The organism is Variovorax sp. PMC12, from assembly GCF_003019815.1.
In the GTDB taxonomy this organism is placed as follows: domain Bacteria; phylum Pseudomonadota; class Gammaproteobacteria; order Burkholderiales; family Burkholderiaceae_C; genus Variovorax.
This window is the reverse complement of the sequence record NZ_CP027774.1, coordinates 164,658-183,739: the sequence shown is the minus strand read 5'-3', so window position 1 is coordinate 183,739 and position 19,082 is coordinate 164,658. Positions and strand designations below refer to the sequence as shown.

The window sequence follows — 19,082 nt, the reverse complement described above, 5'->3', positions numbered from 1 at the left end:
CCGCCATGCCGCAGTTCTTCATCCAACGCCCGGTCTTCGCCTGGGTCGTCGCCCTGTTCATCATCCTGTTCGGGGTCATTGCGATCCCGATGCTGCCGATTGCCCGCTATCCCGCCGTGGCGCCTCCCACCGTCAGCATCACCGCGACTTACCCGGGGGCGTCGGCGCAGACCATGAACGACGGGGTCGTCAGCCTCATCGAGCGAGAGCTGTCCAGCGTCAAGAACCTGCTCTACTTCGAGTCCTCCGCCGACGCCTCCGGGTCGGCCTCCATCGTGGCCACGTTCAAGCCGGGCACGGATCCTGCCATGGCCCAGGTCGACGTGCAGAACAAGCTCAAGGCCATCGAGCCGCGGCTGCCGCAGGCCGTGCGCCAGAATGGCCTGGCGGTGGAATCCGCCGCATCGGGCTTCCTGATGATCATCGGGCTGAGCTCGAAGGACGGGCGCTTTTCAGAAACGGCGTTGAGCGACTACATGGCCCGCAACATCGTCGAGGAACTGCGCCGCATCCAGGGCGTGGGCAAAGTGCAGATGTTTGGCGCCGAGCAGGCCCTGCGCATCTGGGTGGACCCTGCCAAGCTGATTTCGTACGGCCTGTCGATGAACGACCTGTCGGCTGCAGTCATCCAGCAGAACGCGCAGATCGCGCCGGGCGCCATCGGCGCTTCGCCATCGCTGCCAGGGCAGCGCGTGACCGTGCCGCTGACGGTGCAGGGCCAGCTGAGCACGCCCGAGCAGTTCGCGGCGATCGTGCTGCGCGCCAGCGCCGACGGCTCCAAGGTGACGATGGGCGACGTGGCACGGGTCGAACTGGGTGCGCAGTCCTATGGCTTCATCAACCGGGAGAACGGGAAGGTCGCCACAGCGGCGGCCGTGCAGCTGTCTCCGGGCGCCAATGCCGTGCGCACCGCGCAAGGCGTGCGCGACAGGCTCAAGGAGCTCAGGCGCACCATGCCGTCGGGCATGGACTACTCGGTCCCGTTCGACACCGCGCCCTTCGTGAAGATCTCCATCGAGAAGGTGATCCACACCTTGATCGAAGCCATGGCGCTGGTGTTCCTTGTGATGTTCCTGTTCCTGCAGAACATCCGCTATACGCTGATCCCGGCCATCGTGGCGCCGATCGCCTTGCTCGGAACCTTCGCCGTGATGCTGGTGTCGGGGTTCTCGGTCAACGTGCTCACCATGTTCGGCATGGTGCTGGCCATCGGCATCATCGTCGACGACGCGATCGTCGTCGTGGAGAACGTCGAGCGCATCATGGCGAAGGAAGGCCTCGCGCCACGCGAAGCGACGATGAAAGCCATGCGGGAGATCACCGGTGCGGTCGTCGGCATCACGCTGGTGCTGACGGCGGTGTTCATTCCCATGGCCTTCGCCAGCGGCTCCGTGGGCGTGATCTACCAGCAGTTCGCGCTGTCGATGGCCGTGGCGATCCTGTTCTCCGCCTTCCTGGCGCTGACGCTCACGCCCGCGCTGTGCGCGACGCTGCTGAAGCCGGTGGCGCAGGGACACCACGAGAAGCGGGGTTTCTTCGGCGGGTTCAACCGGCGCTTCGATGCCATGAATGCGCGCTACGCCTCGCGCGTCGGCCAGATAGCCGCGCGCGCCGGTCGCGTCATGCTGGTGTTCGTGGCGCTCTGTGTCCTGTTGGTCCTCGCGTTCCGGCAACTGCCCTCGGCCTTCCTGCCGGAAGAGGACCAGGGCTACTTCATGACGGTGGTGCAGTTGCCCGCCGAGGCCACCATGGAGCGCACGCTGGACGTCGTCAAGAAGTTCGAGGCGCACACGGCGAGCCGCCCTTCGATCCAGTCCAACATGACCGTTGTCGGCTTTGGCTTCTCCGGCTCGGGTTCGAACGCGGCCATGGCCTTCACCATGCTCAGCGATTGGGACCAGCGCCACGGCGCGACCGCCAGTGGCGAGGTGGCTCTGGCGCAGCTGGCCATGGCGGGAACCACCGAGGGGACCGTCATGAGCCTCATGCCGCCCGCGATCGACGAATTGGGCAACAGTTCGGGCTTCGCCCTGCGGCTGCAGGACCGTGCCAATCAGGGCCATGCCGCGCTCAAGTCCGCCGAGGCCAAGCTGCTTGCGCTGGCCGCTCAAAGCAAGGTCGTGACCGGCGTCTACCCTGATGGGCTGCCGCAGGGCACCAGCATCCGTCTGGATGTCGACCGCCAGAAAGCCGAAGCGTTGGGCGTGTCCTTCTCCAACATCAGCGAAACGCTGTCCGCCGCGATGGGCTCGGCCTACGTGAACGACTTTCCCAATGCCGGGCGAATGCAGCAGGTCGTCATCCAGGCCGATGCGCCCGCACGCATGCAGATCGACGACGTGCTGCGTCTGCACGTGCGCAACAGCAGCGCAGGCATGGTGGCGTTGAAGGAGGTGGTCACGCCTGTGTGGACGGACACGCCGCTGCAGCTGGTGCGCTACCAGGGTTTCCCCGCCACGCGCATTTCAGGCAACGCGGCACCGGGTGCTTCCAGCGGAGCGGCGATGGCGGAGATGGAGCGGCTGGCTCGGCAGCTGCCGGCCGGCTTCGCCCTCGAATGGACAGGCCAGTCGTTGCAGGAGCGGCAGTCCGCCGCCCAGGCACCGATGCTGATGGCGCTGTCCATGCTGGTGGTGTTCCTCGTGCTGGCGGCGCTTTACGAGAGCTGGGCCATCCCGCTGTCTGTGATGCTGGTCGTCCCCTTGGGCCTGCTGGGCGCGGTGGCGGCCGTCCTGCTGCGCGGCATGCCCAATGACGTGTTCTTCAAGGTCGGGATGATCACCGTCATCGGCTTGTCGGCAAAGAATGCAATCCTGATCGTGGAGTTCGCCAAGCAGTTGCGCGAGGAGGGCAAGGGGCTGATCGAATCGGCGGTCGAGGCGGCGCGCCTTCGGCTGCGCCCCATCCTGATGACATCGCTCGCTTTCGGCATGGGAGTGGTGCCGCTGATCGTCTCCTCGGGCGCCAGCGCCGAGACACAGCGTGCCATCGGCACCGGTGTGTTCGGCGGGATCGTGACGGCCACCGCCCTGGCCATCTTCTTCGTGCCCGCCTTCTTCGTGTTCGTGATCGGGTTGCAGGAGCGCGCGGCGGCTTCGCGTGCCACCCGCCGCCCGCATCTCGAGCATGGCAATGAGCAGGGGGGGTGACGCGATGCGGATCCTCCTTCTTCCTGTCGTCATGGCGCTGTCCGCCTGCTCGCTGACGCCCGGGCTGGTCAAACCCGCGACGCCGATCCCCGAGATGTATCCGGGCCAGGTACCGGCCGATGCCACGGCGCACGGCGCAGACCTCGGCTGGCGCAGCATGTTCGGCGACAGGCGGCTGCAGCGATTGATCGCACTGGCGCTTGAGAACAATCGCGACCTGCGCATCGCCGTCTTGAACGTCGAGGCGGCGCAGGCTCAGTACGGCATCCAGCGCGCGGCGCGGTGGCCCGGGGTCGATGCGACCGGCAACGCGACGCGCCAGCGGACCGCAGCCAATGACGAATTGAACCCCGCGGTTCCCGCTGCCGTTCAGAATCAGTTCGGTGTGAGCGTGGGCTCGAGCGCGTTCGAGATCGACCTCTTTGGCCGCGTGCGCGCCCTGTCGGACGCATCGTTGGCGCGCTACCTGGCAAGCGATCACGGACGGCGGGCCGCGCAGATCGCCTTGGTCGGCGCGGTGGCCGATGCCTACTTCGCCGAGCGCCTGGCGCAGGAGCAGCTGCAGTTGTCCGAGCGCACGCTCGCCGACTGGCGCCAATCGCTGGACTTGGCGCGCCGGTTGAAGGCCGCCCGCCAGAGCAGCGGGCTGGAGGTTGCCCAGGCCGAGGGGCAGGTGGCAACTGCCGAGGCGGATGTGCAGGCGCGAAGGCGCGCCATGGCGCAGGCCGGTCATGCACTGCGGCTGCTGGTGGGTGCGGAGATTCCGGCCGGCTTGCCGGATGGGCTGCCGCTGCAGGATCAGCCGGTGGTGAGCCAGCTGCCGGCGGGGTTGCCTTCGGACCTGCTGTACCGGCGGCCGGACATCCAGCAGGCCGAGCAGGCGCTCATCGCGGCGAACGCGGACATCGGCGCTGCGCGGGCGGCTTTCTTCCCTCGGCTCTCGCTGACGGCATCCCTGGGCTACACCAGCCCGGCCATGGGCAGCCTGTTCGATGGCGCGCAGCGTGCGTGGAGCTTTGCGCCACAGCTCTCCTTCCCATTGTTCTCGGCCGGCCGGCTGCGCGGCGAGTTGCGCCTGGCCGAGGTGCGCAAGTCCAGCGCGGTGGTGGCTTACGAGCAGGCCATCGAGACAGCCTTCCGAGAGGTGGTCGACGGTCTGGCGGGGCGCCAGACCTTCGCCGTGCAACTGGAAGCCCAAGCGCGCGCGGTGGCGAGCGCAGAACGCCGTTCGGCCCTGTCCAGCCTGCGTTACCGTGCGGGAACGGAGGGACGCCTCGAACTGCTCGATGCACAACGCCAGCTCTATGCCGCCAGGCAGGCGCAGCTGGATCTGCGGCGCAGTGCGTTCGGCAGTGCGGTGGCGCTGTACAAGGCCTTGGGCGGCGGCCTGAGGGACGCGGATGCCGGGCCCTGAATTCGTGCGCGGCGCGGGGAGTCACGGTGGCGGCTGCGCCTTGGATCGCCTTGGCAAACGCCCTCATGGACGTCCGGGCATGCCGGTGTCGAGGCTGTTGATTTCCATCCAGCAGTGACCCACTGAGCGCACAGCCAGAAAGGCGTACCGGTCCAGAGACACGCCCGCGCCGATGTGTTCGATTACATCGGGCGGTTCTACAACCCGACGCGCCGTCATTCGACGCTCGGCTACGTCAGTCCGCTAGAGTTCGAGAAAGCTCAAAAAGCTCAGGTCGGCGTCTATGAGACCGGCAGCAGCCCACTCAGCCCCGTCGAATATCGGGTGAGCAAGTTTTAGTCGCATTGAGGTGCGTCAGGATCCCATGGAAATCAACGGGCGTGCGATCTGCGCCGAGTGCTTGCACGCGCCCCCAGCGCGCACCCCCGTGTCGTGTGCCAAGCCTTGACGTCGACTGAATTCGATACTAAATTTAGACCGATCCACTTCGCAAGCTGCCATGCCATCCGCCTCCAACATCAAGTCCATCTCCTATCTGAAAAGCCATGCCGCCCAGATTGCCGAAGACTTGGAGATGAACGGCACGCCGTTCTTCATCACCCAGAACGGAGAGGCGAGCATGGTGATCGAGAGTGTCAGCCAGTTTCAGGAAAAAGAGTCACTGATCGCCGCTTTGAAGGTTATCGCGTTGGGTGAGAAGGATCGCGCGCAGGGTCAGGGTATATCCGCTGCCGAATCCCGCGCGCAACTGGCCGCGGCGCGCCAACGTCGCAAGTAATGGCCGTCCGCATTCTTCCCGATGCCCAGGAAGACTTGCTTTCCCTTCAGGAGTACATGCTCGACAGGTGGAGCGAGTCCGACTGGCTCCGGGCCGAGGACGAGATTTTCGAGAAGCTGGCCCTGGTCGACACAGGTTTCTTGATGGGGGCACCCGTATCGGAGCTCGTATCCGTTGGCATCTTTGAGTACCACAGCGTTTTCACCTCACACCACAAGCTGGTCTACCGACGTATTGGCGATGACACATTCGTTTACGCCGTGGCTGGCCATCGGCAGGACTACCCCACGCTTTTGATGAAGCGTCTTCTGCGAATCTGATGGGATGGGGGCGACCTGTCTGCGCATTAGGGCCGATGGCCTGAGACGTCGGGCACGTTCTTGATGGTTTGTGGGGCCGAATGGCCTTGCATGCCACGTGCGCATGCAGCAAGCGGCCCGCCTGGATCACACGGCGCCTCCGTTTGCAGAAGTCGTGACGATACGTAACAATCAGGTCAAAAAAAAGAGAGATTGCTTCGAGGAGACGCGCCCCACGAACCACCGCGCCGGCGCCAACCACTTGCGTGTTTCCCATCCTTCAGGCCCGGGCTTGCGCCCGGGGGCCTTGCCATGAACCGTACCCATCGCATCGTCATCAATCGCCGCACAGGCACCTGCCAGGCTGTTTCCGAAGCCGCGAAGTCCTCAAGAGGAGGGCGCTCAGGCGTCGGCTGTGCGCTGACCATCGCAGCGGCGCTGCTCACTGCGGCCGCTTCGCCAGCACATGCGCAATCGCAGGCGCTGTGGGCGTCACCTGTGGCGGGCGATTGGTTGGTAGGAGCCAACTGGAGCATCGGCGCCGTGCCCACGGCGGCCCACGACGTTTTCATCGACGGACCGGGCGAAGCGCAAGTCTCTGGCGGCGGCGCGAACGCCCAAGCCAATTTCTTCACCATGGCCCAGAACAGCACCGAGGCGCATGTTGCGGTGACCAATGGGGCAACACTGACGGTCGCGCGCTCGGCCCTGGGTCTCAACGGCGCGGCGACGATACAGATCGACGGGGCGAACTCGGTGTTCAATGCCGGGCGCATGCTCCTAGGCTACTCGGGGCCTGCCACCTTGACCGTCGGCAACGGAGGCAAGCTCTCGGCCGTGAACATCGAGTTCGGTTCATTGGCCGGCGGTGTGGGCACGCTCAACCTGAATGCCGGCGGCACGGTCGAGGTCGGCGGCGCGGTTGGCGGCATCATCCCCCCGAATGGAGGCAGCGGTGTCTTCAACTGGTCGGGCGGCACGCTGCGGGTGATCGACAGCAGCCTGGCCACCGCAATGCCCGCCACCCTCACGGGTTCTACTTCCACGCTCGACACCAACGGCTTCGATGCGACGTTCTCGGGCACGCTGTCAGGCGGCGGCGCGCTCAACAAGACGGGTTCCGGAACGCTCACGCTCGCGGGTGCCAACACCTACGGCGGTGGCACGAACGTCGGTCAGGGGGTGCTTGCCATCGCCAGTGGCTCGGCGCTCGGAGGCGGCCCTCTATCCATCGCCAATGCAGCGCTTCGCGGCATCGCCACCACGACGCTGGGCAACGCAGTCAATCTCAACGGGCCAGCGACGATTTCCGCGGGCACGGGCACCACGCTGCGCTTGACGGGCACGATCGGATTCAATGCTGACCTGAACGTCGGAGAGGCCGGGCACGCGGGCACCGTGGAGATCGCAAGCGACACGGGTGCGCTCACGGGCGGCAACATCAACGTCAACTACGGCAGCCTTCGCTCGGACGGACAGATGCTCGCGCGCATGGTGGAGACCGCGCCTGCCACCACCGTGGCGGCCGGCGCCACGCTGGACTTCAACGATCGCATGGCGTACCCGGTGTCGATCCGCAACCTGCAAGGCGCTGGCACGGTGAACACCGGCACGGTCGATGTGTCCACGATAGGCGTGCAGGCGGGCGACTTCTCGGGGTCGATCACGGGCGCCGGCCGGCTGTCGAAATCCGGCCCGGGCACCTTCACGCTGCGCGCGCCCGCCAGCTACCTGGGGCCGACGGTCGTCGGCGCGGGAACGCTCGCCCTGGCGGGCAACGGTGCGCTTCCCGGCGGCACCGCGCTGAACGTGAGCACCGGCGCGACCTTCGATGCGTCCGGCATCAACGCTGCCGACGTGAACCTCGGGGTGCTGATCGGCGGTGGCTCGGTGGTGATGGGCGCGAAGTCACTCACCCTGAGCGGCTCCGGCAATGGCTTCTTCAACGGCAACCTCAGCGGCAGCGCAGGGCTGAACAAGACAGGCACCGGCAAGCAGATCTTCGCGGGCCCCAACGCGTACCAGGGAGGTACGACGGTGTCCGGCGGAACACTGGCGCTGGAAGACGGGGGCTCCCTCTCCGGCCTCGGGGCGGTGAACGTCACGAGCGCGGGCACCTTCGACATCTCGGGCCTGAATGGCGCTGTCACCGCCATCGGTACGCTCGCGGGCAGCGGCCGTGTGGTGCTCGGTGACAAGGTGCTCTCAACCGGCGACGTGGCCGACAGCGTCTTCAGCGGCGTCATCGAAGGCGCCAATGGCGGCCTGATCAAGCGCGGCAGCGGCACGCTGTCCCTGGATGGCGTCAACACCTACGGCGGCGCGACCACGGTGCAGTCGGGGCAGCTGGCGGTGGGCGGCACTGCAGCCGCCAGCGGTGCGCGCATCGCGGGTTCGGTGGCCCTGGCTTCGGCCGCCACGCTCAGCGGCTTCGGCACGATCGGCGGCGACGCGACCATCAACAATGGCTCGCATCTCGCGCCGGGCGACCCGGCCGCCGGCTCCGGCATCGGCACGCTGCGCTTCGACCGCAACCTGACCTTGCAAGACGGCAGCCAGCTCGACTTCGACTTCGGTGCGCCCAGCGGCCTCGCGTCGGTGCCGGGCCAGAGCGACAACGTGGAGGTCGGCGGTGTCCTGACGATCCGTTCGGCCGTGCTGAACGTGCGCAACACGGGCAGCATGGGCCCGGGCCTGTACAACCTCTTCAAGTGGGGCGATGCGCTGGTGGTCTACGCCGGCGGCTTCGCGCCGCCGCCCGGCATGACGCTGCAGACGCTGGTGGCCAGCAAGCAGATCAACCTCATCACCACTGCAGGCTACACGCTCAACTTCTGGAACGGCAACGGCCTCGCGAGCCCGACGCAGATGGGCGGCGGCGACGGCACCTGGTCGGCGAACTCGCCCAATTGGGCCGATGAAAGCGGCGTCGCGAGCGGTCCCTTGCAGCCATCGCCGAGCTTCGCGATCTTCGGCGGCGCGGCCGGAAACGTGGCGGTGAGCAACACCGCGGGTGCGGTGCTCGCCAGCGGCCTGCAGTTCGCGAGCGACGGCTACCGCCTCTCGGGCGGCACCCTCACGCTGGTGGCCGACGCCGGCCATCCCGCGCCGGTGGAAGTGCGCGTGGGCGATGGCAGCGCGGGTGCCGCAGCCTGGAAGGCCACCATCTCGGGCGTCATCGCGGGCTCCGACGGCCTGGCAAAGACCGGTGTGGGCACGCTGGTGCTCAGCGGCGCGAACACCTACAGCGGCGGCACCACGGTGCGGGCCGGCACGCTGGAGGTGGCGGCTGACAACAACCTGGGCGCGGCTGGCGGCAACCTTACGCTCGACGGCGGCACGCTGCGGGCGACCACGGGATTCACCACCGACCGCACGGTGTCGCTCGGCTCGGGCGGCGGCGGCATCGACGTCGCCCCGATCCAGACGCTGCGCCTGGACGGTGCGATCTCCGGCGATGGCGCGCTCGTGAAGACCGGCGCCGGCACGCTCGTGCTCGGTGCGGCCAACGCCCATAAGGGCGGCACGGCCGTCAACGAGGGCACGCTCGAAGCTGCCGCGACCGGTGCACTGGGCAGCGGCGCCGCCTCCGTCGCCAGCAACGCGGTGCTCGTCTTCAGCGGCAGCGCGCAGAGCGGTTCCCAGACCATCACCGCAGCCGAGCGCGCATCGCCGAGCGCCAACGCAGGCTTCGTGCAGTTCCGCGACAGCGCGTCGGCGGGCAGCGCACACCTCGTGATGAACAGCGGTGCATCGGCCGAGTTCCGCGACAGCGCCAGCGCGGGCACCGCGGTCATCGACAACCACGGCGGCCTGAGCAACTTCATGGCCAATGCCACCGCCGGCAAGTCCACGATCACCAATTACGCCGGCGGCCAGATCAACCTGCTGGACAACGCCAGTGCGGGGCAGGCGACCTTCGTCAACAAGAGCGGCGGCCTGATCGACGTGTTCGACAACGCCACCGCCGACCAGGCCACCGTGGTGAACGAAGCCGGCGGTCGGCTGCGCATCAGCTCGCTCACAGGCGGTGGCATCGGCATCGGCTCGCTCGGCGGCGCAGGCAACGTGATCCTCGGCGCGAAGGCGCTGACCACCGGCGGGCTGAATGCCGATACGGAAGTCTCCGGCGTGATCTCCGGCACGAACGGCTCGCTCGTGAAGATCGGCACCGGCGCGCTCACCCTCTCGGGCGCCAACACCTACACCGGCGGCACGGCGCTGCGCCAGGGCCGGTTGAACGTCGGGCATGCGCAGGCGCTGGGCACCGGCGCGCTGACGATGGACGACGACACCACGCTGGGGTTCGCCGCCGATGGGCTCACGATCGCCAACGCGATCCAACTCACCGGCAAGAACGACCCCGTCATCGACACCGGTGCGTTCAACGGCACGCTGAGCGGCAGCATCAGTGGCGGCGGCTTCGTCACCAAGCAAGGCACGGGCACCCTGACGCTAATGGGCGCCAACACCTACACGGGCGCGACCAACGTGGCGCAGGGCACGCTGAAGGCGGGCGCGGCCAACACCCTCAGTGCGGCGTCGGCGCACAGCGTGGCCTCAGGCGCCACGCTGGACCTCGCGGGCTTCAGCCAGACAGTGGCCTCGCTCGCCAACAGCGGCGTCGTCTCGCTTGCCGGCGCCACGCCCGGCACGACGGTCACCGTCAACGGCAACTACGTGGGCAACAACGGCGTGCTGAAGCTCGGTACCGCGCTGAATGCCACGGGCCCTTCGGACCGCCTGGTGATCGACAGCGGCGCGGCCAGCGGGCGCACCAGCGTGCAGTTCGCCAACCTCGGCGGCCTGGGTGCACTCACCAGCGGCAACGGCATCGAGGTGATCACCGCGAAGAACGGCGCCACCACGACGGCCCAGACCACCAAGGATGCCTTCATGCTCGCGGGCGGGCAGGTCAATGCCGGCGCCTACGAGTACCGGCTGTACGCGGCCGACGCCAACGGCGCAGGCGAGAACTGGTACCTGCGCTCCAGCCTGCCGGCGAGCGTGCCGCAGGCGCCTGCGGCGCCCATCATCACCTACCGCGCCGAGGCCTCGCTCTATTCCGCGCTCCCCGGCCAGCTGCGCCAGGGCAACCTCGCAATGCTCGGCGACCTGCGCAAGCGCGTAGGCGACGATGAGGTGAAGGGCACCTCGACCAACCCTGCCGGCTCCGATCGCCGCGCCTGGGCCCGCGTGCTCTCCACCGACATCGACATCCAGCAGGGCGGCACGGTATCGCCATCCAGCAAGGGCCGCCTCACCGGGTTCCAGGCCGGCACCGACCTGCTGGCCACGCCGAACTGGCGCGCAGGCCTCTACGTCGGCCAGCTCGACGGCGACGCCAGCGTGCGCGGCTTCGCCAGCGGCATCCAGAACCTCGGCGTGGGCCGCAACGACCTGCGCAGCCAGTACGTGGGCGTGTACGGCACCTACACCACCGACAGCGGCTTCTATGCCGACGCCGTGGTGCAGTCGGGCCGCCATCGCTACATCGTCGAGCCGCTGGCCAGCCTGGGCGTGGGCGGCAAGGGCAACAGCCTGCTGGGCTCCATCGAGGTGGGGCAGTCCCTCGCGCTGGGCGGCAGTGGCTGGCGCATCGAGCCGCAGCTGCAGCTGATCCACCAGCACATGGACCTGGGGAACTCCGCGATCGCGGGCGCCATCGTCCAGCCGCAGGCCGACAGCGGCTGGATCGCGCGCGCGGGCGTGCGGGTCAAGGGCGAGATCGCCACGGGGCTCGGCACGCTGCAGCCGTACGGCCGCTTCAACGTCTACCGGACATCGAGCGGCGCGGACATCGCGCGTTTCGTGAACGGTGCGACCACGACCGACATCGCAGCGCCGACCGGCGGCACGAGCACCGAGCTTGCGGGCGGCTTCACGCTTGCCTTGGGCTCCTCGACCAGCCTCTACGGCGAGATCGGCAAACTGTGGTCATCCGGCGGCGACGCCAGGGTCAGGAGCGGCATCAACGGATCGATCGGCGTGCGCGTGAAGTGGTAAGCGGCCAGGACTGAATCGAGGTCCTGGCGCGACACTGCTTACGTGGGTCCCTCTGGGGACATGATCGGCGATCTCCTTGCGCAGGTCCGGCGCGGCCAGGACCGCGGCCTGCATCTCGCCGTTGGTGGGGTACAGCTTGATCTTCGCCAGCCCGATGCGGAAATCCTGGCTGGTCTGGTTGCCGAACCTCGCAGGGTCGATCTCGATGCATCCGGTGACCTGCGCAAAGAAGCCCATCTCGCCGCCGAACGGGATCGCGAGGCAGCCCGGAAGTGACCCTGAAGATGGGCGCGCTCAAGGTCTACAAGGGCCCTCCGCAAGGTATGGTGGCCACGCATGCGGACGTCGTCAACCCCGACCTGCTCGCGCTCTTCAAGCGCTGAGCGGCAGCCGCAGCCTGAACACGGAGCCGGCCTCGGACGTTGCAACGAGCTCGACGTCGCCGCCGTGGAGCCGGGCGATGTCGCGAGACAGGTGCAAGCCCAGTCCGGTGCCCGGGACTCTGGACGCGCTCTCGGCGCGGAAGTACTTCTCGAAGATGCGCGGCGCATCATGCGGCGCGATGCCGTCGCCCTGGTCCGTCACGTCGATGCGGACGCTGCCCGCGACCGTCTTCAGCGCAACAATGACTGGCCGATCGGCGGCGGAGTACTTCAGCGCGTTGTGGACCAGGTTGCGCAGCGCGATGTCGAGCAATGCGCGATCCGCACGGACCCAGACCTCGGCCGCAGCGTGCACTTCCAGCCGGATGCGTGAAGGGCTCTGGAAGTGGAAGCTGTCGCACAGGCCTTGCGCCAGTGCCACGATGTCGAGGGTTTCCAGCCGCATGGAGTGGCTGGCCGACTGCAGGCGGTCCGCGAGCATGACGTTCTCGATCAGCATCGTCAGGCGCTGCACGGCGCGCCGGATCCGCTCGGTGCGCGACCGCACGGCAGGCTGCGCGCCCAACCGCGAAATCTCGAGCGACTGGGCTGCGGCATCGATGGCGGTCAGCGGCGTGCGGAACTCGTGCGAGACCATGGCGACGAACTCCCGCTGCTGCGCGATCGCCTCGCGCTCGACCTGCAGCGCCTGCGTGAGTTGGTTCTCCAGGCGCGCCCGCACCGCGATCTCTTCATGGAGCATGGCATTGGCGCTGGCCAGTTCGGCGGTGCGCCGCACGACGGTCGATTCGAGCTGACGCTCGGCCTCCAGCCGCACCGACAGCACCTTGTCGCGCTCGACGCGCACGTCGATCTCCGCGCGTCGGGTCCGGTTGGCCACGGCGGCGTTCAGCAGCACGAGATGCATCATGCTTCCTACCACGTACAGCCGTTCGGGTTGCGCGCCCGGCAGCCAGTCGCCAAGCCATAGTTTCAGCAGGCCATAGATGCCGAGGATGGTGCCGACGGCGAACGCCGAAGCAGGCAACAGGTACTGCCACTGGCGGCGCACGATCAGCAGGTAGGCCACGAACACGCCGCCGAAGCTGGTGGACAACACGCTGCCTGCGCTCACCCAGGGTGCGGCCGCCGGGTGGTGGCTCGTCAGCGCGACGAAGCACGCCAGCAGGTTGAACGCAGCCACGCCATCGAAGAAGATGGCCGCGGGTTTCCAGTGCTGCCGGAATCCGAAGATGCGCGCCATGAAGGTGGTCGCGACCACGTTGAAGAGGCAATTGACGACGAGAAGCGTCTGCGCCACCCGTTCTGGATGCGCATCGAGCAGCCACTGCGCTACGAACCCCTGGCGGTTGAGCGTGAGCGCTGCAACCCCGACCACGTACAGCGCATAGTGGCCATAGAGCGAGTCCCTGAGCCACGCCATGAAGATCAGGTTCATGCACACGGACAGGATCGCCGCCCCCACCAGAAGGCCCGCCACGGCGTAGTCCGTCGTGCGATGCTGCGCGAAACCCGTGGCCTGCCAGAGGTCGAGTTCGGCGCGCAGGGCAGGGCCGTCGCTGCGCAGCTTCAGGAAGTAGTCCGCCGGCTCGGCCGACAACTGCAGCGGGTAGACGAAGTTGTGGTCCGGAATCTCCCGCTGCGCGAACGGTTGGCGGTCGCCGATGTCGACCTGCGTGAAGCCCCCATGACCATCCGGCGAATACAGGACCGCTTCGCTGATCCGCGGTGGGCGCAGCCGCAGCAGCCAGCGCGAAGGCGCATCGGGCGCGCGCGACAGCGACAGCCGCAGCCACACGGTGTCGCGAGTGAAGCCTTCTTCGACCGCGCCGTTCAGCGGCGCGAAGCCGCCGTGCCGCGCGCCTCCAGCTGCCACGTCGGCGATGGTCCATTGGCCCGAAGGGTCCCGCTGTATTCCCACCCCGCTCGACAGTGCGCGAGGGCCCTGCGCGCCGTCCGATGCCGACACCACGAGCGCCTGAGCTTGCAGCGCAAGACATCCCAGCGCGAGGCACAGCCACAACCTCAGCAATCGGATGAAAGTCAAAATCAGATGGGTATGACGGTTGCTCGAGAACGGGATGCCCATGGTCGCGCTGGATGCTGGGTGCAGAGAAGGAGCCGGGTGCGGGAGGCATGCGATCGGCGACTTTATACTTTGGCGCGCATGCCACCCCAGAGCGATACGCCCCAGCTTCGCGTCCATGTGATCGAGGACGATGACGACATCCGCGAAGAAGCGGTCTTCGCGCTGGGCGAACTGGGGTTCGCGGCCACCGGCTTTGCCGATGCCCCCGCGTTCTACAGAAGCTTTGCCGTCGCGCCCTGCGACATCGCCGTGGTCGACATCGGCCTGCCCGGCGAGAGCGGCTTGTCCATCGTGGCGCACCTGCGCACCGCGCCGAGCGTGGGCGTGGTGCTCGTGACGGCCCGCAGCGCACTTGAAGACCGCGTGCTGGGTTTGCGCGAGGGCGCGGACGCCTACCTCGTGAAGCCGGTCAACATGCTGGAGTTGGCCGAGACGCTCAGGGCCGTGGGACGTCGACTGCAGCGCCAGCCGATCGACAACGCGGCAGTGCCTGAACGGCCGCAGCAGACCTCCTCCGCGTGGACGCTGCTTGATGGCGGCTGGGTGCTCGGCGATCCGCAAGGCCGGCGCATGACGCTCACCAGCACGGAGCGCCTGTTCCTCGGTTGTCTGATCGAGCGGCGCAGCCTCACCGTGAGCCGCGACGAGCTGATCGTGGCGCTCGGAGGCGACGTGTTCGACTTCGACCAGCATCGCATCGACGCGATGGCCAGCCGGCTGCGCCGCAAGGCCGAAAAGCTCGGCATGCGCCTGCCGGTACGTTCGGTGCGCGGCACCGGCTACGTCTTCGCGACCTGACGCAGCCGCCTTTCGGGTACAGCCGCTTGCCTTCGCGTGCCGTCGCCCCCAGACGGTGAGGATCGGTGAGGAAGCGTCAGAAAACTGCAATGCTTCGAACGGGCACCCTGGGCACCATGCGGGTCCGCCAAGACCGACCCGACTGCCTCGCCTTGATGTTCCCGAGTTCACAGCTTCGCCTCGCCGACGGATGGAGGCTCGCGCCTCACTTTCCCTCCAGGCGAAAGCCGCGCGCCTCGTCGCCCTCGCTGGCAGACCATCTGGAATGGCCCGGCGGCCCCGCACAGATTCTGGTCGCGGTCGAAGACGCCCAGCAGGAGCCGATCCGGTCAGCACTGCGTTCGGTCGGGCACCGCGTGAGCCTGTGCGAAGCCGGCCCCCAGGCCTATCGCTGGGCGACGGCGCTCAAACCCGAGCTGATGCTTCTCGAGGTGGCACTCGGTGCGCCGAACGGCCTGTCGACGGCGCGATTGTTGAAGGCCGATCCCTTGACCGCGCACATCCCGATGATCTTCGTCACCGTCGGCGCGACGCTTTCCGAGCAGCTCATGAGCCTGCGCGAGGGCGCGGTGGACTGCCTGCAGGCGCCGTTGGAGCAGGAGGATGTGTTGATGCGCGTGGCGGTGCACCTGGCGCTCGCGCGCAGGGAGCGCGCAGTGCAGCAAAGCATGGTCCAGCCCGCGGCCCCGGTCGAAGCGAACGACCAGACGCAGAGCACGGCCGCCGGCGCGGACGACGTGCTGGCGCAGGCCGCGCTCAAGATCGTCGAGGCCGATCTTTCGAGCATACCGAATCTTCCAGCGCTGGCGGCGCAGGTGGGCACCCACGAGAAGCGGCTTTCGCGTGCGTTCCGCGCCTACACGGGAAAGGCGGTCTTCGAATTCGTGCGTGATGCGAGGCTTGCGCATGCGCGCCGGCTGCTGCTCGAGTCCGCATTGACGGTCTCGGAAGTGGCAATGGCCGTCGGCTATTCGAACTCCGCCAACTTCTCCACCTCGTTTCGCGTCCGCTTCGGGGCCACACCCACTTCGCTGCGTGGCAAAGGCCGTGCGAATACCGACCCGAGCTGATGGCATGCGTGCCGCGTGACGTGGCAACATCCGGCTGACACAACGCGAGCGAGTGCTTCTTATGTTCGATCATGTCGGGATACGCGCCAGCAACGTCGAAGCCAGCGAACGCTTCTTCCTGCAGGCTCTGGCGCCGTTGGGCGTAGGCATCGCGATGAAGGGCCCCCACGGCGCGGGCCTGGGCAAGCACGGCAAACCTTCGCTTTGGATCTACCAGGCTGAATGCGAAGGCGCGTCACCTACACCACTGCATTTGGCGTTTGCCGCGGACAGCCGCAGCCAGGTCGATGCGTTTCATCGTGCGGCGATCGAGGCAGGCGGCCAGGACAATGGGGCCCCGGGGCTGCGCGCGCACTACCATCCTCACTACTACGCGGCCTTCGTCATCGCCCCCGATGGCCACAACGTCGAGGCGGTGTGCCATCTGCCCCACGAGCAGAAGTCCTGAATGCATTGACGCACCGTAATCTCCCTCGGACGCTCTTGAAGTCCGCACTCTTCTAGGCGAAGCCGTGCACCAGACGCTCGAACACGTCCTCCGCGCCCATCTGGCCGCCCTTGAGCATGATCTCCAGCCCGTCGAGCGCGGCGTCGTCGCTGTGCACGCGGCACAGCGAGGTGCCGGCGCCCATGTCGGCGACATAGGACAGTCCCCACGCGTCAAGCGCCTGAACGCCGTGGCTGGAGGTGTCGCCGCCGGCCACGCCGATGCGTCTGAGCGGTACGCTCGCCAGCACCTTGGCCAACATGTCGCCGCCCGCGCGTGCCAGCGCCTGGGCGTCCAGGCCGCCGCCCGATGACGTTGCGCCGGGCGCGCGCGTGCAGGCCAGCACGTGGCGCCCGCGCGCCAGGCTGCCGATGACCAGTTCGGCCTGCTCGGCCACGGCGGCTTCGCCGCGTTGCGCCAGCTTCTGTGCGTCGAGCCACACAATGTCGAACGATTTCGCGGCCGCCACCTGCCGCGCGGTGACGGGCGAGAGGCTGCCCGCGAGCACCAGCACCGGGCCCTGGGCGGGTGGAACGCCGTCACGCGCCATCGGTGGACTGCCGCTGTCCCGGTGCGACGGGCCCATCGCCATCGACAACGCATCCACCACGCTGCTCGGCCCCGCGGCCAGCATCGTGGCGGCTTGCGCCCTGGTCCACAGCACCTGGCCGATGGCGCGCAACTGCATCGCATCGGCCACGTCGAAGAGCACCGCGTCCGCTGGCGGCGAGTGCAGTGCCTGGCGCAAGGCGGCATCCAGCGCATCGCTGCCGCGCGACGCCGCGGTGAACGGCATGGAACGCACATCCGCGAGCCCCTGCTTCGCCAGATGCAGCCGCAGATCCGGCTCGTCCATCGGCGTCACCGGATGGCAGCTCATCGTCGGATGCCGGTCGATGCGGTGCACCTGCGCGCCGCTTCCCGCGGCTGCGAACAGGTTGGCGAACAGGCAGTAGCGCCCCAGGTTCGGCTGCCCGCCGATGATGGCGGTCCATGGCTGCTCCACCGCCGCGCGCAACGCACGCACGGCTGCGCCGATCGAGCCGATGTGCGGCGCGCTGTCGAAGGTGGAGCAGGTCTTGTAGTGCAGCACGCGCGCGTCCAGTGAGCGGAACAGGGCGGCCACCGGGCGAAGCTCGGTGCGCATTTCCTCGGGCGTCATGGCGCGCGCCGCGCCCGCGATGCCCAGCACGTCGAGCGGCCCCGCGCGGTCGAGGCGCGCGGCGTCGGGCACTTGGAGGAACAGCAGCGCACGCAGCCCCGCGCGCGCCGCGGTGCCGAGCGTGTCGGTCGCGCCGGTGAAGTCGTCGCCGTAGTAGACGATCGACGGACGCGGCCTCATGGCTTGCCGAAGAAGGCGAGGGCGCGGGCGAGTTCGGGCTGGTCTTTAGCGGCGTCCGCCAGCGGCACGCCCGCGCGCGCGGCCGACCATGCCTGGCGGATGCTCGTCACGCCGGCCGCCGCGCCGTCGGGGTGCGCGAGGATGCCGCCGCCGGCCATGAACAGAAGGTCGTCGCTGCCGATGGCCTTCCACGTCGCCGGCACGGTGCCGGCCCATTGGCCAGAGGAAAAGGCCGGCATCACGCGATCGTCCGCCGCATCGGTCAGGGGGGTGAAGCAGTCCTGCGCCGACGCGATGACTTCGCCGTCCGGCTGCGAGAACTTGCCCTGCAGCCCGTGCACGTGCATGTGGTCCACCCCCGCCAGGCGCCACAGCGTCTGGTATGCCTGGAAAGAGATGCCCAGCAGCGGATGCCGCGACAGTGCGCCGTAGCCGTTGCGATGCCCATGCAGCGCGAGCCCCGTGTGCCGCCGCAGCGTCTGGATGCCCGAGTGCCCGCACCAGTTCAGGCTGGCCATCACGCACGAGCCGCCTTCGCGTTCGACGAGGTCGGCATGCCGCTTCATCGCGTCGGTCTCGTCGGTGATGTTGAACGCCACCATCACATGCTTGCCGGTGCGCGCCTGATGCGCGCGCACGACGGCCATCACGGCCGGCACGCGCTCGGCCAGCGGCGCATGCGAGGGATCGGCGCACACCTCGTCGTCCTTGATGAAGTCGACGCCTGCGGCGCACAGACGGCCGACGAGCTCGGCCGTCTGCGCCGCGGACAGGCCGACGTTCGGCTTGATGATGGTGCCGACCAGCGCGCCGCTGGCCACGCCGGTCGCGCGCCGTGTGCCGGCGATGCCGGCGCGCGGCATCTCGAAGCGCGCGCGATAGCCCGCTGGCACCTGCAGCGATTCAAGCCGCAGCCCCGTCACCTCGCCCAGGTCATACAGGTTGCCCGACACCGTCGCGGCCAGGGTCGGCAGGTTGGCGCCGATGTTGGCCACCGGAAACGAAATGTCGACGTGCGCGCGCCGCCACGGGCCTCGCGCGCCTTGGCGCTCGAGCAGGGCGTTCGGCAGGCTCGGCGCCCCGGCCGGCGCCAGCTCGGTGATCGCCTCCACCGTGGCGCGTGCGCGCTCGCGCAGCGCGTCGGTCTCGCCTTCGACACGCGTGAAGGTGCCGCACGATTGCTCGCCGGCCATCACCTGCGCCACAGCCGCCACGTCATGCGGCGTCTCGACCAGGTACCGCGCGCGAACGCGTTCGGGTGCCATCG

At 68.1% G+C, this 19,082-nt stretch carries 12 protein-coding genes and 1 pseudogene; 10 read left to right on the top strand and 3 right to left on the bottom strand.

Going from position 1 to position 19,082, the window contains the following annotated elements:
• Positions 1-5 precede the first annotated feature (5 nt).
• The 7 genes and pseudogenes from C4F17_RS28335 (at position 6) to C4F17_RS28310 (ending at position 11,922) form a co-directional block, all read left to right on the top strand.
• Positions 6-3,149 (top strand): multidrug efflux RND transporter permease subunit, encoded by a 3,144-nt coding sequence (locus tag C4F17_RS28335; protein ID WP_106938487.1) that lies wholly within the window; start codon positions 6-8, stop codon positions 3,147-3,149.
• 4 nt (positions 3,150-3,153) lie between these two features.
• Positions 3,154-4,563 carry an efflux transporter outer membrane subunit gene (locus C4F17_RS28330; protein ID WP_106937836.1) on the top strand — a complete coding sequence of 470 codons (1,410 nt, stop codon included), beginning with the start codon at positions 3,154-3,156 and terminating at the stop codon, positions 4,561-4,563.
• A gap of 121 nt (positions 4,564-4,684) precedes the next feature.
• Positions 4,685-4,902 (top strand): annotated as a pseudogene (locus C4F17_RS32990) (IS3 family transposase); the annotation flags it as partial.
• A 160-nt stretch (positions 4,903-5,062) separates the two neighbouring features.
• On the top strand, positions 5,063-5,341 hold the full coding sequence (locus C4F17_RS28325; protein WP_106937835.1) for a type II toxin-antitoxin system Phd/YefM family antitoxin: 279 nt from the start codon (positions 5,063-5,065) through the stop codon (positions 5,339-5,341).
• Entirely contained in the window at positions 5,341-5,661 is a 321-nt protein-coding gene (locus C4F17_RS28320; RefSeq protein ID WP_106937834.1) for a type II toxin-antitoxin system RelE/ParE family toxin, read from the top strand. Before C4F17_RS28325 ends, C4F17_RS28320 begins: the two co-directional genes overlap by 1 nt.
• A 291-nt stretch (positions 5,662-5,952) precedes the next feature.
• Positions 5,953-11,646 carry an autotransporter outer membrane beta-barrel domain-containing protein gene (locus tag C4F17_RS28315; protein ID WP_106937833.1) on the top strand — a complete coding sequence of 1,898 codons (5,694 nt, stop codon included), beginning with the start codon at positions 5,953-5,955 and terminating at the stop codon, positions 11,644-11,646.
• 60 nt (positions 11,647-11,706) lie between these two features.
• Complete coding sequence (locus tag C4F17_RS28310) at positions 11,707-11,922, top strand: hypothetical protein (RefSeq protein ID WP_159053757.1); 216 nt, start codon at positions 11,707-11,709, stop codon at positions 11,920-11,922.
• A gap of 96 nt (positions 11,923-12,018) precedes the next feature.
• On the opposite strand, the gene C4F17_RS28300 is transcribed toward C4F17_RS28310, so the two are convergent.
• On the bottom strand, positions 12,019-14,076 hold the full coding sequence (locus C4F17_RS28300) for a sensor histidine kinase (protein ID WP_234383120.1): 2,058 nt from the start codon (positions 14,074-14,076) through the stop codon (positions 12,019-12,021).
• 120 nt (positions 14,077-14,196) lie between these two features.
• Here C4F17_RS28300 and C4F17_RS28295 point away from each other — a divergent pair, with 120 nt between their 5' ends.
• From C4F17_RS28295 to C4F17_RS28285, 3 genes are all read left to right on the top strand, one after another.
• Positions 14,197-14,916: a response regulator transcription factor gene (locus C4F17_RS28295; protein ID WP_234383119.1), complete on the top strand. Its 720-nt coding sequence runs from the start codon at positions 14,197-14,199 to the stop codon at positions 14,914-14,916.
• Between the two features lie 155 nt (positions 14,917-15,071).
• Positions 15,072-15,986 (top strand): helix-turn-helix transcriptional regulator, encoded by a 915-nt coding sequence (locus C4F17_RS28290; RefSeq protein WP_106937829.1) that lies wholly within the window; start codon positions 15,072-15,074, stop codon positions 15,984-15,986.
• A 61-nt stretch (positions 15,987-16,047) separates the two neighbouring features.
• Entirely contained in the window at positions 16,048-16,434 is a 387-nt protein-coding gene (locus C4F17_RS28285; protein WP_106937828.1) for a VOC family protein, read from the top strand.
• A 52-nt stretch (positions 16,435-16,486) separates the two neighbouring features.
• Here the strand turns inward: C4F17_RS28285 and C4F17_RS28280 are convergent, their stop codons facing one another.
• Positions 16,487-17,815 (bottom strand): four-carbon acid sugar kinase family protein, encoded by a 1,329-nt coding sequence (locus C4F17_RS28280; RefSeq protein ID WP_106937827.1) that lies wholly within the window; start codon positions 17,813-17,815, stop codon positions 16,487-16,489.
• Positions 17,812-19,080 carry a ribulose-bisphosphate carboxylase large subunit family protein gene (locus C4F17_RS28275; RefSeq protein ID WP_106937826.1) on the bottom strand — a complete coding sequence of 423 codons (1,269 nt, stop codon included), beginning with the start codon at positions 19,078-19,080 and terminating at the stop codon, positions 17,812-17,814. Before C4F17_RS28275 ends, C4F17_RS28280 begins: the two co-directional genes overlap by 4 nt.
• Positions 19,081-19,082: the final 2 nt, after the last annotated feature.

What these genes read in the sequence shown, in the direction of transcription:
- C4F17_RS28335 (WP_106938487.1), top strand. Translation starts at nt 6, where the DNA reads ATGCCGCAGTTCTTCATCCAACGCCCGGTCTTCGCCTGGGTCGTCGCC.
- C4F17_RS28330 (WP_106937836.1), top strand. Translation starts at nt 3,154, where the DNA reads ATGCGGATCCTCCTTCTTCCTGTCGTCATGGCGCTGTCCGCCTGCTCG.
- C4F17_RS28325 (WP_106937835.1), top strand. Translation starts at nt 5,063, where the DNA reads ATGCCATCCGCCTCCAACATCAAGTCCATCTCCTATCTGAAAAGCCAT.
- C4F17_RS28320 (WP_106937834.1), top strand. Translation starts at nt 5,341, where the DNA reads ATGGCCGTCCGCATTCTTCCCGATGCCCAGGAAGACTTGCTTTCCCTT.
- C4F17_RS28315 (WP_106937833.1), top strand. Translation starts at nt 5,953, where the DNA reads ATGAACCGTACCCATCGCATCGTCATCAATCGCCGCACAGGCACCTGC.
- C4F17_RS28310 (WP_159053757.1), top strand. Translation starts at nt 11,707, where the DNA reads ATGATCGGCGATCTCCTTGCGCAGGTCCGGCGCGGCCAGGACCGCGGC.
- C4F17_RS28295 (WP_234383119.1), top strand. Translation starts at nt 14,197, where the DNA reads ATGCCACCCCAGAGCGATACGCCCCAGCTTCGCGTCCATGTGATCGAG.
- C4F17_RS28290 (WP_106937829.1), top strand. Translation starts at nt 15,072, where the DNA reads ATGTTCCCGAGTTCACAGCTTCGCCTCGCCGACGGATGGAGGCTCGCG.
- C4F17_RS28285 (WP_106937828.1), top strand. Translation starts at nt 16,048, where the DNA reads ATGTTCGATCATGTCGGGATACGCGCCAGCAACGTCGAAGCCAGCGAA.
- C4F17_RS28280 (WP_106937827.1), bottom strand. Translation starts at nt 17,815, where the DNA reads ATGAGGCCGCGTCCGTCGATCGTCTACTACGGCGACGACTTCACCGGC.
- C4F17_RS28275 (WP_106937826.1), bottom strand. Translation starts at nt 19,080, where the DNA reads ATGGCACCCGAACGCGTTCGCGCGCGGTACCTGGTCGAGACGCCGCAT.